Consider the following 14,514-nt stretch of genomic DNA (forward strand, 5'->3'; position numbering starts at 1 on the left):
AGCGTGAGAACGATGAGTACGTTAGTCTCTGACCGTTTGCATGCCGCAATGCTATAGATGACGGAACAACAAATACAACGTATGAAAAAACGTATTCCCACTCTCCTCGCGACCATGATCGCCAGCGCCTTGTACAGCCAGCAGGGAATGGCAGCCGATCTCGCCTCTCAATGTATGCTTGGCGTACCGAGCTACGATCGTCCACTGGTGAGCGGCCCGACAAACGAGCAGCCTGTCACCATTACGGCCGACCACGCTGATGGCAACTACCCGGATAATGCCTCATTTAAAGGCAACGTCGATATTAATCAGGGTAATAGCCGCCTGCAGGCTGATGAAGTTCAGCTGCACCAAAAGCAGGCTGAGGGTATGGCTACGCCGGTGCGCACCGTTGATGCGCTCGGCAACGTCCACTATGACGATAATCAGGTGATTCTGAAAGGGCCAAAAGCCTGGTCAAACCTGAATACCAAAGATACTAACGTCTGGAAAGGCGACTACCAGATGGTTGGCCGTCAGGGCCGCGGTACCGCCGACGTCATGAAACAGCGCGGCGAAAACCGCTATACCATTCTGGAAAACGGTACCTTTACCTCCTGCCTGCCGGGTTCTAACACCTGGAGCGTGGTGGGCAGCGAAGTCATCCACGACCGCGAAGAGCAGGTCGCTGAGATCTGGAACGCCCGCTTCAAAATTGGCCCGGTGCCGGTGTTCTATAGCCCGTACCTGCAGTTGCCGGTTGGCGACAAGCGTCGTTCAGGCTTCCTGATCCCCAACGCCAAGTATGGCAGTTCCAACGGCTTCGAGTTCATGCTGCCGTACTACTGGAACATCGCGCCAAACATGGATGCGACGATCACGCCGCACTACATGGATAAGCGCGGCGGCGTCATGTGGGAGAACGAATTCCGCTATCTGACCCAGGCCGGACAAGGCCTTTTCGAGCTGGACTATCTGCCTTCGGACAGCGTCTATTCTAACGACCACCCGAGCGATGATAACAGTCGCCGCTGGCTGTTCTACTGGCGTCACGCCGGGGTGATGGATCAGGTGTGGCGCTTTAATGCCGACTACACCAAAGTCAGCGATCCGGACTACTTCAACGACTTTGACTCGAAGTACGGTTCCAGTACCGACGGCTACGCCACGCAGAAGCTGAGCGTAGGCTATGCGGATCAAAACTTCGACGCCACCGTGTCGACCAAACAGTTCCAGGTCTTTGACCGCCGTAACAGCAACTCCTATTCTGCAGAACCACAGCTGGATGTTAACTTCTACCAGAACGACGTAGGGCCTTTTGACACCCATGTCTATGCCCAGGCGGTGAAGTTCGTTAACAGCAACGGCAGCCTGCCAGAAGCGACGCGTGTTCACCTTGAGCCAACCATCAACCTGCCGCTGGGCAACCGTTGGGGTAGCCTGAACACCGAAGCCAAGCTGCTGGCAACGCACTATGACCAGACCAATATCGACGACTACAACAGCGACAGCAGCCATAATCCGCTGGCAAGCTCCGTCAGCCGCACCATGCCGCAGCTGAAAGTCGATGGGAAGATGGTGTTTGAGCGCGATATGGTGCTCAGCCCGGGCTACACTCAAACGCTGGAGCCGCGCGCACAGTATCTGTACGTGCCGTACCGCGATCAGAGCAAGATCAACAACTACGACTCAGCCTTCCTACAGTCCGACTACTCCGGCCTGTTCCGCGATCGTACCTACAGTGGTCTCGACCGCATTGCCTCCGCGAACCAGATCACGACCGGCGTCACATCACGCATTTATGATGACGCCGCCGTTGAACGTTTTAACGTTTCTGTTGGTCAAATCTACTATTTCACCGAGTCTCGCACCGGTGATGACAACATTAACTGGGAGAAAGACAACAAAACGGGTTCACTGGTATGGGCTGGTGATACCTACTGGCGCATCAGCGACAAATGGGGTCTGCGCGGCGGCATTCAGTACGATACGCGTCTGAACAACATCGCCACCAGCAGTTCGGCGATTGAGTACCGTCAGGATGAAGAGCGTTTGGTGCAGTTGACCTATCGCTACGCCAGCCCGGAATACATCCAAGCGACATTGCCGAAGAACTACTCAACCGACGAACAGTACCGTAACGGTATCTCGCAGGTGGGCGCAACGGCCAGCTGGCCGATTGTCGATCGCTGGTCCGTCGTCGGTGCCTACTACTTTGACACCAACACTCACAGTCCCGCCGATCAGATGCTGGGCGTGCAGTACAACTCCTGCTGTTACGCGATTCGCGTCGGCTACGAGCGCAAGCTCAACGGTTGGGATTACAACGGTTCAACCGGCGGGCAGTCGAAATATGACAACTCCATCGGCTTCAACATTGAGCTGCGTGGTCTGAGCTCTAACTACGGTCTGGGTACCCAGCAGATGCTGCGTTCCAACATCATGCCGTACCAGAGTTCGCTGTAAAGTAACTGGTTAGACACATCATCCGCACTGCGGTTAATTGAAATGGAAAAAGTATGAAGAACTGGAAAACGCTGCTTCTCGGTATCGCCTTAGTTGCGAATACCAGCTTCGCTGCCCCACAGGTTGTCGATAAAGTAGCAGCCGTCGTAAATAATGGCGTTGTCCTCGAGAGCGACGTCGATGGCCTGATGCAATCCGTTAAGATGAACGCTGGCCAGGCTGGCCAGCAGCTGCCGGATGATGCGACACTTCGTCACCAGATTCTGGAACGTCTGATCATGGATCAGATTATCCTGCAGATGGGGCAGAAAATGGGCGTCAAAGTCTCCGATGAGCAGCTCGACGCGGCCATTGCCAACATCGCCAAGCAGAACAATATGACGATGGATCAGATGCGTAGCCGTCTGGCGTACGACGGGATGAACTACAACACCTATCGCAACCAGATCCGCAAAGAGATGCTGATATCTGAAGTGCGCAACAACGAAGTTCGTCGCCGCATTACCGTTCTGCCCCAGGAAGTGGACGCGCTGGCAAACCAGATTGGTAACCAGAACGACGCCAGCACCGAGCTGAACCTCAGCCACATCCTGGTGCCGCTGCCGGAAAACCCAACCTCCGATCAGGTGAACGAAGCACAGAGCCAGGCAGAATCTATCGTTGAGCAGGCGCGTAACGGCGCAGACTTCGGCAAGCTCGCCATCACCTACTCCGCAGACCAACAGGCACTGAAAGGCGGCCAGATGGGCTGGGGTCGTATTCAGGAACTGCCAGCCATCTTCGCTCAGGCACTGAGCACCGCGAAGAAAGGCGATATCGTCGGTCCAATCCGTTCCGGCGTGGGCTTCCACATCCTGAAAATCAACGATATGCGCGGCCAGTCTCAGAGCATCTCTGTGACCGAAACCCACGCTCGCCACATTCTGCTTAAGCCATCTCCGGTGATGACCGACGACCAGGCTCGCGCGAAGCTGGAACAGGTTGCCGCGGATATCCGCAGTGGCAAAACCACCTTTGAGAAAGCGGCTCGTGAGCTGTCTCAGGATCCAGGCTCGGCTAACCAGGGCGGCGATTTAGGTTGGGCCACCCCGGACATCTACGATCCGTCGTTCCGCGATGCGCTGATGAAGCTGAACAAGGGCCAGATTAGCGCCCCGATTCACTCTTCCTTCGGCTGGCACCTGATTCAGCTGCTGGACACCCGCAACGTTGACCGCACCGATGCGGCACAGAAAGATCGTGCCTATCGTATGCTGATGAACCGTAAGTTCTCTGAAGAAGCGGCTACCTGGATGCAGGAACAGCGCGCCAGCGCTTACGTTAAAATTCTGAGCAACTAATGACTCAACATCGTGTCGTTATCACTCCCGGCGAACCCGCCGGGATTGGTCCGGATCTCGCGATCCAACTGGCCCAGCGCGACTGGCCGCTTGAACTGGTCGTCTGCGCTGATGCCAGCCTGCTCACCGAGCGGGCGAAACTTCTTGGTCTTCCCCTCACGCTTCTCCCCTACGCTCCCGAACAGCCTGCAAAACCGCAACGCGCCGGTACGCTAACGCTGCTGCCCGTTGCGCTGCATGCGCCGGTGACGCCGGGTGAATTAAACGTGGAGAACGGTCGCTACGTCGTCGAGACGCTGGCGCGTGCCTGTGACGGCTGTCTGAACGGTGAATTTGCCGCGCTGGTCACCGGGCCTGTGCACAAAGGCATTATTAACGACGCAGGCATCCCGTTTACCGGGCATACCGAGTTCTTTGAAGAGCGTTCGGGCGCGGCGAAAGTGGTGATGATGCTGGCGACCGAAGAACTGCGCGTCGCGCTGGCGACCACGCACCTGCCGCTAAAAGCGGTCAGCGACGCCATCACGCCGGATCTGCTGCGGGAAGTCATCACCATCCTGCACGATGATTTGCGGAATAAGTTTGGTCTCGCCGAGCCACACGTACTCGTCTGCGGCCTGAACCCCCATGCGGGCGAAGGCGGCCATATGGGTACGGAAGAGATCGATACCATTATTCCGGTACTCGAAGAGATGCGGGCAAAAGGGATGAATCTGAGCGGGCCCCTGCCTGCCGACACCCTTTTTCAGCCGAAGTATCTTGACCATGCCGATGCCGTGCTGGCAATGTACCACGATCAGGGCCTTCCCGTGCTAAAATACCAGGGCTTTGGCCGTGGCGTGAATATTACGCTCGGTTTACCCTTTATTCGCACCTCCGTTGACCACGGCACCGCCCTTGAACTGGCAGGCCTTGGAAAAGCGGACGTCGGCAGTTTTATTACGGCGCTTAATCTCGCCATCAAAATGATTGTTAACTCTAATGAATAATCGAGTCCATCAGGGCCACTTAGCCCGTAAACGCTTCGGGCAAAACTTTCTCAACGATCAGTTCGTGATCGACAGCATTGTTGCGGCCATCAATCCGCAAAAAGGCCAGGCCATGGTTGAAATCGGCCCGGGCCTCGCCGCACTGACCGAACCGGTTGGCGAACGCCTTGACGAACTGACCGTGATCGAGCTTGACCGCGATCTGGCCGCGCGTCTGAAAACGCACCCGTTCCTCGGGCCGAAGCTGACGATTTATCAGCAGGATGCCATGACCATGAACTTCGGCGAGCTCTCCCAGACGCTGGGCCAGCCGCTGCGCGTGTTCGGCAACCTGCCGTATAACATCTCCACGCCGCTGATGTTCCACCTGTTTAGCTATACTAACGCCATTGCAGACATGCACTTCATGCTGCAAAAAGAGGTGGTTAACCGTCTGGTTGCCGGGCCGAACAGTAAAGCCTATGGTCGTCTGAGCGTCATGGCGCAGTATTACTGTAACGTGATCCCGGTTCTTGAAGTGCCGCCGAGCGCTTTCACACCGCCACCTAAAGTCGACTCTGCCGTCGTACGTCTCGTGCCGCACAGCACCATGCCGTACCCGGTAAAAGATGTTCGCGTCCTGAGCCGTATTACGACCGAGGCGTTCAACCAGCGTCGTAAGACGGTCCGCAACAGCCTTGGCAACCTGTTCAGTGTTGAGGTGTTGACGGAGCTGGGCATCGACCCGGCGATGCGAGCAGAAAATATCTCTGTTGCGCAGTACTGCAAGATGGCCAACTATCTGGCAGAAAATGCGCCCTCCAAGGAGAGCTAAACCATGATCGATTCGCCACGAGTTTGCGTCCAGGTACAGAGCGTCTACATTGAGACGCACTCCCAACCGGAAGAAGAGCGTTACGTCTTCGCCTACACGGTGACCATCCGCAATCTCGGGCGAAGCGCGGTTCAGCTTCTGGGCCGTTACTGGCTTATCACCAACGGTAACGGCCGCGAAACCGAAGTCCAGGGCGAGGGTGTGGTTGGCGTTCAACCGCACATCGGACCTGGCGAAGAGTATCAGTACACCAGCGGCGCCGTGCTGGAGACCCCGCTCGGCACCATGCAGGGCCACTATGATATGGTCGATGTCGACGGCGTGCCGTTCTCTATCGACATTCCCGTTTTCCGTCTCTTTGTTCCCACGCTGATTCATTAATCATGTCTACATACCTTATTGGCGACGTTCACGGTTGCTACGATGAATTAATCGCCCTTTTACAGCAGGTGGAATTTACGCCGGGCGAAGATACCCTGTGGTTAACGGGCGATCTGGTTGCGCGCGGCCCTGGCTCGCTGGACGTCCTGCGCTACGTGAAATCGCTGGGCGATAACGTCAAAATCGTATTGGGTAACCATGATCTGCACCTGCTGGCGGTGTTTGCGGGTATTAGCCGCAACAAGCCGAAAGACCGGTTGAACCCGCTGCTGGAAGCACCAGATGCAGACGAGTTGCTTAACTGGTTACGTCGTCAACCGCTGATGCAGGTAGATGAGGAGAAAAAGCTGGTGATGGCGCATGCGGGCATTACGCCGCAGTGGGATCTCGAAACGGCAAAACAATGCGCCCGCGACGTGGAAGCCGTGCTTTCAAGTGACTCCTATCCCTTCTTCCTTGATGCGATGTACGGTGATATGCCAAACAACTGGTCGCGGGATCTGAGCGGCCTCGCGCGCCTGCGTTTCATTACCAACGCCTTCACCCGTATGCGTTATTGTTTCCCGAACGGCCAGCTGGATATGTATAGCAAAGAGTCCCCTGAGAACGTGGCCGCGCCGCTCAAACCCTGGTTTATGCTGCCGGGGCCGGTGACCGAGGAGTACAGCGTAGCGTTTGGGCACTGGGCTTCGCTGGAAGGTAAAGGCACGCCGGAGAATATTTACGCGCTGGATACCGGTTGCTGCTGGGGCGGCGATCTGACCTGCCTGCGCTGGGAAGATAAAACGTATTTTGTGCAACCGTCGAACCGTCGGCTGGCGCCGGGCGAGAGCGAGGCGGTAGCTTCGTAGCACCATGCATCCACGACAGCACGTCGTCTGATGGAATAAGCAAAAAAATGCCGGGTCGAAACCCGGCATTTTTATTTAAGCGCAGCCTTAACGGCGCTCAAGCACTTCAAAACAGTAGCTGTGGGAATTCTGCTCGTCCGCATCGTGGAACTCGCTGAACACTGACTCCCACTGGTCCGGATCGTAGTCCGGGAAATGGGTATCGCCTTCCACTTCGGCGTCGATATGCGTCAAATACAGCTTCTGCGCTTTCGGCAGGAACTGCTCGTACACGCGCCCACCGCCGATGACCATAATTTCTTCCGCGTCGCCGCAGGCGGCAACGGCTTCATCGACCGATTTAACCCATAGTACGCGGTCATCAGTGCCCGGCTGGCTGCTGATAACAATGTTCTTACGTCCCGGCAGCGGGCGACCGATGGATTCCCAGGTCAGGCGACCCATCACCACGGGTTTGTTTAAGGTGTTGCATTTAAACCAGGCCAGATCGGCCGGCAGGTCCCACGGCATGGCGTTTTCCATACCGATGACGCGATCGACCGCTAGCGCAGCAATCAGACTGATCATTGAGTGTATCCCAGATGCGAAAAAAATTGTCGCCACTATACGGAAAGCATAATCTTTCGTCGACTGGCAGCCAGGTAAAGAATAAGAAAATTTTCAGATTTGCTGGCAAGTCCACGAAGGGAAAGTGGACAGCCAGCATTACACTTCACACATCACTAGAGCGTCGGTTTGACTTCCGGCTCATCCTCAGGGTTACCGCTGTGTTTTCCCTCTTCCGTCCCCTGCCAGCCATGACGCTGAATCACCGACAGATGGTTACGGTCTTCGTTGATAATTTCGGTCAACATAGCGCTGGTACGTTTAAATGCCGCCGCCCGCGAGGTCGCGTCGTTCTCGGCCATCTCCACCATCTCTTCCATCAACTGAACGTTAAAACGACGGAACAAATCGGCGCGCTCTCGCGCTTCGTACGCGCCCAGCCCGAGTGACTCCAGCGCCTGACGCCCGGACTTCAGCGCCGCCTCGAAGGTTTCACGCTCTGGCGCGCTAACGCCCGCCTGGCGCAGCTTAATATAGTGCTCGACGTCGCGGGCGCGGGCGATGATCGTCAGATTCGGGAAGTGCTCTTTCGCCAGTTCGGTCAGTTCCAGGCTGGCCTGAGGATCGTCAATGGCGTTAATCAAGACTTCCGCTTTATCCGCCCCAGCGGACTCCAGAAGGTCGGCTCGGGTGGCATCGCCGTAAAACACCTTCATGTCGAATTTACGCAGCGTATCAACGTGGTCTGGATCATGATCGAGAACCACCATTTTAACCCCGCTGGAGAGCAGCAAACGACCGGCAATCTGACCAAAACGACCAAACCCAGCGATGATAACCCGCGGCTGCTCTTCGTCAATTTCATCCGCTTCACGCGCATCGCCTGCACTGGCGCGTTTTTCCAGCCGCGTCAACAACACCAGAAGAACCGGCGTAGCCGCCATCGACAGCGCAACCGCCAGCGTCAATGCCTTCGCCCATTCAGCATCCAGCACATTCGCCATCTGGGCGGCACCGAAGACCACGAAGGCAAATTCACTGCCCTGCCCCAGCAGCGCCGCAAACCACAGACGCTGCGAACGCGGCACCTGCAGCGGTTTGGCAATCAGCCACAGCAGCACGGATTTGATCACCAGGAAACCAACCAGCAGCGTAATGATACGCAGCGGATGATGGATGAGCGTACCGAAGTCAATCGACATTCCCACGCCAATAAAGAACAGCCCCAGCAGCAAGCCTTTAAACGGTTCGATATCGCTTTCCAGCGCATGGCGGTACTCGGAGCTGGCGAGCAGCACCCCGGCGAGGAACGCCCCCATCGCCATCGACAGCCCCACTTCTTCCAGCAGTAAACCGAAGCCAAAGACGAGGAATAAGGCCACGGCGCTGAACACTTCACGCAGGCCGGAGCGCGCCACAAAGCGCAGCAGCGGGCGCGTCACGTAGCGCCCAAGCACCACCACCAGCACCAGCGCGCCAGCAACCTTCAACGCCGAAAAGGCAAACGCGCCAAGGGTGGTCGACTCGCCGCTGCTTGCCAGCAGCGGGATCATCGCCACCAGCGGAATCGCGGCGATATCCTGGAACAGCAGCACCGCGAAAGCACTACGCCCAACCTGCGTCACCGTCAGGTTACGTTCGTTCATCGCCTGCATGGCAATGGCGGTAGACGACAGCGCCAACGTCATGCCGATCAGCTCAGCTACCTGCCAGCGCAGACCAAGGAAGATGCAGAACACACCGATAAGCGCCCCGCACAACACCATTTGCAGCAGGCCGCCACCAAACACCGAGGCGCGCAGTTTCCACAGCCGCTGCGGATCCAGCTCCAGGCCGATGACAAACAGCATCAGCACCACGCCAATTTCGGCAAAGTGCAAAATAGCTTCCGCATCGGTCACCAGCCTCAGTCCCCATGGGCCGATAATGCAGCCCGCAATCAGGTAACCCAGCACCGAGCCGAGCCCCAGACGTACGGCGATGGGCACAATCAGCGCTGCCGAACCGAGATAAATCAACGCCTGTATGAGCGTATGGCTATCCATGATTGTGCTCCTCCTGCCAGGCCAACAGCCGTTGTTTATAGTGGCGCGCCTGCACCTGTAGCGTCTCTTCGTCGCAGATAAACGTGCAGTGTACGGCAAACGGCGGCAGCCATTTCATGCCGCAGTAGACGGCAGTGGCTTCCAGCGGTTGGCCCAAAACCTCAAACCCCGGGTGCGAACCAATATCAAAATGGCTTTCGCCCCCTCCGGTGGTGACCGCCCACATCACGCTTTTGCCGTGCAGCGCCGTGCCGCCGTGGCCATAGGCCCAACCGTGCGCCAGCACTTTATCCAGCCACAGCTTAAGCAGCGGTGGCGTGCTGTACCACTGCATCGGATGCTGCAAAATGATCAGATCGGCACGAGACAGCGCCTCCTGCTCGGCGGCAACGTCGATATTAAAATCCGGATAGAGGTGATAGAGAGAACGGATTTCCACCCCGTCAAGCGTCCTTACCTGCTCAAGCATCCGTTTATTCGCATGCGAGTGATGCGGATAAGGATGCGCATAAACAATCAGAATCATGATTAGCCTGTCTTACTTCATTATTGTATTGCTGAGTTTAGACAGATAATGATGACACTTACAGGACCTGTTAACGCAATAGCAAGAAATGGGGGGATGGCATTGTTGAAAGGAAAGCGGCAGAGAACCTGCCGCCATAAGCGTTATACGCTGGCCCCACACTGCATTGAAACTGCGGGGCCACGGATAACGTTTAGTTATTCAGCTCATTCATTGAGCGAACCTGGTCACGGTTAATCTGTTCAGTTTGCCCGGTTTCCGCATTTTTGTACGACACCAGACCAGTATCTTCATCAACCTGAGGTTTACCGTCGGTTACGATGGTCTTGCCGTCGGTCGTCTTCAGCGCCTGGTTGGATGAACAGCCAGCAACGGTAAAGAGCGCACCCGCGGTCAGAATCGCTGCGGTCAGTCGTTTATATTTATAATGCATCATGTTTCCCTCCTGCTTTTCAGCGAATATTCATTATCACTCTAACCATTTTAGGTTAGCCGCCAGAATGCAGGAAGGAAACCAGAAAGCTCCGAAGCGGCATTATCGGCGATTTTCGCCGAATTTCTGCCTGAAACTCTCCGCAGCGCCGATCAGGTTGGCCTCGTTACGATACTGGCAGAGCAACAGCGTGGGCATAAATTCCGTGAGCTGCTTTTCTGCCACCAGTGCCCGAAGTCGAGCCTGAATACCCGCAAAGATGGCCTCATTAGCGGAGATACCCCCGCCGATCACCAGACAATCCGGGTCATAGCACACCTGCAAATTCAGCAACCCAACCGCCATCCAGTGATAAAACCGTTCAACCTCTTCGCCAGCGACAAGGTCTCCCGCTTCGGCAAGGCGAAAAACATCGGCCCCTGAGACGCTCTCTACCGGCAGCGACAGGCGTTGCGCATAGCGTCTGGCCATCGCCACTGCGGTCCCCAGCTCGCTGAAAGTTTGTCCGTTATCCAGCGTCATCAGACCAAACTCTCCGGCATAGCGATGGCTGCCGCGGCGCAGGATCTTATCTTCCACAATCGCGCCGCCAACGCCGGAGCCGACAATGATAAACAGCACATGACGATAGTCTTTGCCCGCTCCCATCGCCGCTTCGGCAATGCCCGCCGCATTGGCATCGTTTTCAATACTGACCGGTAGCCCGAACAGCGCCGTCAGCTCTTCAACGATGGGGAAGCGATGGATATACGGAATCGCGCTCAGCCCGCCAATCTCACCGCGCTCCGGGTCAACGTTGCCGGGCGCGCTGACCGCCACGCCCTGAATGTCATAACGCTGGCGATAGTCGTGGAAAATCACCAACAGCTGCGCCTTCATTTTATCCCAGCAGTCCGGCGTTTTGACCGACGCGGTTTCTGCCAGCGAATCCTGCTCCCATACGCCGTATTTAATCGACGTGCCGCCCCAATCAAACAATAAAATAGCCATACACATCCCATAGTTAACTAATAATCGCGGAAAGAAACCGGGTTATTATGCCGGGGGCAGAAAGGCCGAAACTTGCGCCTGCTCGCAACAATGAACCCCACGGATACCCGCGACGTAGGATTTCTATGGTACAAAGTACCGGCTATTCATTTTCAGGGGCTTACCATGTCCGTTTCCATTGACATCATTTCCTGCATTACCGACCGTTTTGTTGAGCTGACCGCCACCGAGAAGCGCATTGCGCAGTTCATCCTCGACGACGTTCAGGCCGCAACCACTCTGCCGATCGCCGAAATGGCGCGGCAGACCGAAACCAGCCAGGCATCGATCACCCGCTTTGCCCGAGCCATTGGTTGCAAGGATGTGCGCGAGCTAAAGGTGAAGCTGGCGCAGTCGCTGGCGGTTGGGCAGCGTTTTATCCTCGACGTACCGGATCTGGAAGGGGTACAAGGGATCTACGAAACGATCATCAACGTGCTGGAGATTAACCGCCGGGCGCTGGAGCCCGCGACGCTAAACAGCGCCGTCGAGTGGCTGAGCGGCGCGCGGCAGATCCTCGCTATCGGCATGGGCGGCGGCTCCACCATTTGCGCACAGGAAGTGCAGTTTCGCTTGTTTCGACTGGGGTTACCGGTGGTGAGTCAAAGCGACGGGCTACTGGTGCGGATGATGTGTTCCTCAGTCGCGCCCAATGATGTGGTACTGGCGCTGTCCCTCGGCGGTTACACGCAGGAAGTGGTGGAAAGCGCGGCGATCGCCCGTCAATACGGGGCCAAAGTCATTGCCATTACGCCCGAGGGGACACCGCTGGCCAGCAATGCCGATGTGGTGCTGCCGCTAATCGTACGGGAAAACGACTATATCTTTAAGCCCAGTACTTCGCGCTATGCGATGCTGGCAATGGTCGACGTGCTGGCGACCGAGCTGGCGATGGTGGATAAGACGCAAACCAAGAACCGGCTGCGCCGGATTAAGCTGGCGCTGGATAGCCATCGGGGCGGGGTTGATCGGCAGCCGCTGGGGGATTAGTGCAGGGGGTCCCCCTCACCCTAACCCTCTCCCCTAAGGGGAGAGGGGACCGAATGTGCGGTTTGGGGCTTCGCCGCTCAAAATGGGCACGCTTTTCTCCTTCTCCCTTCCGAAGGGGAGAGGGGACCGAATGTACGGTTTGGCGCTTCGACGCTCAAAATGGGCACGCTTTTCTCCCTCTCCCTTCCAGGGAGAGGGCCGGGGTGAGGGTAAAACTCGCAACACCCCGCAAATTACTTCACCCGCTCCGCGTTGTAACAGGTCAAATCCACCTCAACCTTACAGTCCACCACCAGATCCGCCACGCAGCACACCCGCGCTGGCGGGTGGTCGGCAAAAAATTCGCGGAACACCTTGTTGAACGACTGGAAGTAACGCGCATCGGTAAGATAAACCTTCACGTGCACCACGTCAGCCAGCGTATATCCAGCCTCCTGCATAATGTCCACGCAGTTCTGAATCGCCAGACGCGACTGCTCGACGATACCGCCTTCCACCACTTCGCCATCCTTCATCGGCGTTTGCCCGGAGACGTACAGCCAGCCGCCCGCTTCCACCGCTTTTGCAAACGGCAGATGCTGCCCGCCGGTGCCGGTACTGCCGCCCACGCCATAACGTTTAATGCTCATTGTTGCTCCTTTATTTTTGGCGGCCTATCGGCGTAAGAATCGCCCGGCACGCCCGATAACGTTGTTATTCTGACCATAGCTCATCACGCCGTTGACCATCACCGCCTCAATGCCAGCGGCCGGGCGCTGTGGGTCGCTGAAGTTCGCCACATCGCGGATAGTGTCCGGGTTAAACAGCACCAGATCGGCAAAGTAGCCACACTTCACCAGCCCGCGTTCGGCAAGCTGGAAACGCGACGCGGACATACCGGTCATTTTGTGGACAGCCGTGGTTAGCGGAAAGAGTTTTTCGTCGCGGCTGTAGTGGCCCAGCACGCGTGGAAAAGCGCCCCAAAGACGCGGATGCGGCATCGGATCGTTCGGCAGGCCGTCTGAACCGACCATCGTCAGCGGGTAGCGCAGCACGCGACGCACGTCCTGCTCATCCATGTTGTAGTAAATCGCCCCGGCAGGCATCAGCTTCTGGCCCGCTTCTTCCAGGGTCAGCGACCAGCTTTCGGCAATCTGTTTTAACGACTGCCCCGCCATTTCCGGGTGCGGCGTGGACCAGGTGATAACGATGTCGAAATCCGCCGTGATCTGTTTCATGTCCAGCGTCGACGAACTGGCGGAGTACGGATAACAGTCGCAGGAGACATCCTGCTGCTGACGCACCGCATCGAACAGTTTCAGCGTCTCCACCGTCCGCCCCCAGTTGTTGGCGCCCGCACATTTATGATGCGAAACCACCACCGGCACCTTACCGTGGCGACCGACGCGAAACGCCTCGTCGAGCGCCTCGAGAATCGGCTCAAACTCCGAGCGCAGGTGAGTGGTATAAATACCGTTGCCTGCCGCCAGCTCTTCAGCCAGCGCCATCACTTCTTCGGTTGTTGACTGGAATGCCGACGCGTAAGCCAGACCGGTGCTCAGCCCAAGGGCTCCCTGTGCCAGCGCCAGACGCAGTTGCGCGCGCATGGCCTGAATTTCATCGTCGTTCGCCGGGCGGAACAGGTTGTCCATATGATTATTACGCAGCGCGGTATGGCCAATCAGCGTGCCGACGTTCACCACCGGGCGTGCCTCGGTTACCGCCCGTGCATAATCGTCGACCGTCGGGTAGATAAAGTGCGCCGCTTCGCCGAGCAGATTCATTGGATCCGGCACCTCACCTTTGATGCTGGCCGAGGCCGCGCTGATCCCGCAGTTGCCGACAATCACCGTAGTCACGCCCTGGCTGATTTTGGGCAGGTACTCCGGCATGCGAATCACGTTGATATCATCGTGGGTGTGTACGTCGATAAACCCAGGCGCGAGCACACGCCCGTGGCCGTCAATGTCGTGCAGCGCCTCACCATGAATGGCAGGCGCGATTTCCGCAATACGGTCACCCTTCACCGCCACGTCGGCGCGATACTGCGGGCCACCGCTACCATCAATCACCGTGACATTCCTGAACAGATAATCAAACTGCATCGCTTCTTTACTCCCGTCGTTTTCTGGCTCAAATTTGACCA

At 57.0% G+C, this 14,514-nt stretch carries 14 protein-coding genes; 7 read left to right on the forward strand and 7 right to left on the reverse strand.

The window, feature by feature from the left end; all coding sequences use genetic code 11:
* Nucleotides 1-81: 81 nt before the first annotated feature.
* The 6 genes from lptD to apaH are packed head-to-tail and all read left to right on the forward strand — an operon-like array spanning nt 82 to nt 6,820.
* On the forward strand, nt 82-2,445 hold the full coding sequence (gene lptD, locus GY169_RS19770) for an LPS assembly protein LptD (protein WP_167576825.1): 2,364 nt from the start codon (nt 82-84) through the stop codon (nt 2,443-2,445).
* A gap of 53 nt (nt 2,446-2,498) precedes the next feature.
* The gene (gene surA / locus GY169_RS19775) at nt 2,499-3,785 is read left to right on the forward strand and encodes a peptidylprolyl isomerase SurA (protein WP_163448239.1); all 1,287 of its coding nucleotides are present in this window, start codon (nt 2,499-2,501) and stop codon (nt 3,783-3,785) included.
* A complete protein-coding gene (pdxA, locus tag GY169_RS19780; RefSeq protein ID WP_167576827.1) occupies nt 3,785-4,774 on the forward strand; it encodes a 4-hydroxythreonine-4-phosphate dehydrogenase PdxA in 990 nt (329 codons plus the stop codon). The genes surA and pdxA overlap by 1 nt, the downstream gene beginning before the upstream one ends.
* Entirely contained in the window at nt 4,767-5,588 is an 822-nt protein-coding gene (rsmA, locus tag GY169_RS19785) for a 16S rRNA (adenine(1518)-N(6)/adenine(1519)-N(6))-dimethyltransferase RsmA (RefSeq protein WP_064547358.1), read from the forward strand. The genes pdxA and rsmA overlap by 8 nt, the downstream gene beginning before the upstream one ends.
* A gap of 3 nt (nt 5,589-5,591) precedes the next feature.
* Complete coding sequence (apaG, locus tag GY169_RS19790; RefSeq protein ID WP_167576829.1) at nt 5,592-5,969, forward strand: Co2+/Mg2+ efflux protein ApaG; 378 nt, start codon at nt 5,592-5,594, stop codon at nt 5,967-5,969.
* Nucleotides 5,970-5,971: 2 nt separating this feature from the next.
* A complete protein-coding gene (gene apaH, locus GY169_RS19795) occupies nt 5,972-6,820 on the forward strand; it encodes a bis(5'-nucleosyl)-tetraphosphatase (symmetrical) ApaH (RefSeq protein ID WP_163448236.1) in 849 nt (282 codons plus the stop codon).
* Nucleotides 6,821-6,907: 87 nt separating this feature from the next.
* Here apaH and folA read toward each other — a convergent pair whose 3' ends face one another.
* From folA to GY169_RS19820, 5 genes are all read right to left on the reverse strand, one after another.
* Nucleotides 6,908-7,387, reverse strand: a complete 480-nt coding sequence (gene folA / locus GY169_RS19800; protein ID WP_167576831.1) for a type 3 dihydrofolate reductase — start codon at nt 7,385-7,387, stop codon at nt 6,908-6,910.
* A 155-nt stretch (nt 7,388-7,542) separates the two neighbouring features.
* A complete protein-coding gene (kefC, locus tag GY169_RS19805; RefSeq protein WP_167576833.1) occupies nt 7,543-9,411 on the reverse strand; it encodes a glutathione-regulated potassium-efflux system protein KefC in 1,869 nt (622 codons plus the stop codon).
* Nucleotides 9,404-9,937, reverse strand: coding sequence for a glutathione-regulated potassium-efflux system oxidoreductase KefF (gene kefF, locus GY169_RS19810; protein ID WP_163448234.1), 534 nt, complete (start codon nt 9,935-9,937; stop codon nt 9,404-9,406). The genes kefC and kefF overlap by 8 nt, the downstream gene beginning before the upstream one ends.
* A 193-nt stretch (nt 9,938-10,130) precedes the next feature.
* Complete coding sequence (locus tag GY169_RS19815; RefSeq protein ID WP_163448268.1) at nt 10,131-10,370, reverse strand: YgdI/YgdR family lipoprotein; 240 nt, start codon at nt 10,368-10,370, stop codon at nt 10,131-10,133.
* Nucleotides 10,371-10,472: 102 nt separating this feature from the next.
* Entirely contained in the window at nt 10,473-11,360 is an 888-nt protein-coding gene (locus tag GY169_RS19820; protein ID WP_167576835.1) for an ROK family protein, read from the reverse strand.
* Nucleotides 11,361-11,525: 165 nt separating this feature from the next.
* Here GY169_RS19820 and GY169_RS19825 point away from each other — a divergent pair, with 165 nt between their 5' ends.
* Entirely contained in the window at nt 11,526-12,389 is an 864-nt protein-coding gene (locus GY169_RS19825; protein ID WP_163448232.1) for a MurR/RpiR family transcriptional regulator, read from the forward strand.
* 233 nt (nt 12,390-12,622) lie between these two features.
* Here the strand turns inward: GY169_RS19825 and GY169_RS19830 are convergent, their stop codons facing one another.
* Nucleotides 12,623-13,018, reverse strand: coding sequence for a RidA family protein (locus GY169_RS19830; RefSeq protein WP_163448231.1), 396 nt, complete (start codon nt 13,016-13,018; stop codon nt 12,623-12,625).
* A gap of 24 nt (nt 13,019-13,042) precedes the next feature.
* Nucleotides 13,043-14,473 carry an N-acyl-D-amino-acid deacylase family protein gene (locus tag GY169_RS19835; protein ID WP_167577347.1) on the reverse strand — a complete coding sequence of 477 codons (1,431 nt, stop codon included), beginning with the start codon at nt 14,471-14,473 and terminating at the stop codon, nt 13,043-13,045.
* Nucleotides 14,474-14,514 lie beyond the last annotated feature (41 nt).

The sequence above is a fragment of the Kluyvera genomosp. 3 genome (assembly GCF_011765685.1).
GTDB lineage: Bacteria > Pseudomonadota > Gammaproteobacteria > Enterobacterales > Enterobacteriaceae > Kluyvera > Kluyvera georgiana_A.

Bases quoted from the DNA above. Each gene is read 5' to 3' on its own strand.
- lptD (WP_167576825.1), top strand. From the start codon at position 82: ATGAAAAAACGTATTCCCACTCTCCTCGCGACCATGATCGCCAGCGCC.
- surA (WP_163448239.1), top strand. From the start codon at position 2,499: ATGAAGAACTGGAAAACGCTGCTTCTCGGTATCGCCTTAGTTGCGAAT.
- pdxA (WP_167576827.1), top strand. From the start codon at position 3,785: ATGACTCAACATCGTGTCGTTATCACTCCCGGCGAACCCGCCGGGATT.
- rsmA (WP_064547358.1), top strand. From the start codon at position 4,767: ATGAATAATCGAGTCCATCAGGGCCACTTAGCCCGTAAACGCTTCGGG.
- apaG (WP_167576829.1), top strand. From the start codon at position 5,592: ATGATCGATTCGCCACGAGTTTGCGTCCAGGTACAGAGCGTCTACATT.
- apaH (WP_163448236.1), top strand. From the start codon at position 5,972: ATGTCTACATACCTTATTGGCGACGTTCACGGTTGCTACGATGAATTA.
- folA (WP_167576831.1), bottom strand. From the start codon at position 7,387: ATGATCAGTCTGATTGCTGCGCTAGCGGTCGATCGCGTCATCGGTATG.
- kefC (WP_167576833.1), bottom strand. From the start codon at position 9,411: ATGGATAGCCATACGCTCATACAGGCGTTGATTTATCTCGGTTCGGCA.
- kefF (WP_163448234.1), bottom strand. From the start codon at position 9,937: ATGATTCTGATTGTTTATGCGCATCCTTATCCGCATCACTCGCATGCG.
- GY169_RS19815 (WP_163448268.1), bottom strand. From the start codon at position 10,370: ATGCATTATAAATATAAACGACTGACCGCAGCGATTCTGACCGCGGGT.
- GY169_RS19820 (WP_167576835.1), bottom strand. From the start codon at position 11,360: ATGGCTATTTTATTGTTTGATTGGGGCGGCACGTCGATTAAATACGGC.
- GY169_RS19825 (WP_163448232.1), top strand. From the start codon at position 11,526: ATGTCCGTTTCCATTGACATCATTTCCTGCATTACCGACCGTTTTGTT.
- GY169_RS19830 (WP_163448231.1), bottom strand. From the start codon at position 13,018: ATGAGCATTAAACGTTATGGCGTGGGCGGCAGTACCGGCACCGGCGGG.
- GY169_RS19835 (WP_167577347.1), bottom strand. From the start codon at position 14,473: ATGCAGTTTGATTATCTGTTCAGGAATGTCACGGTGATTGATGGTAGC.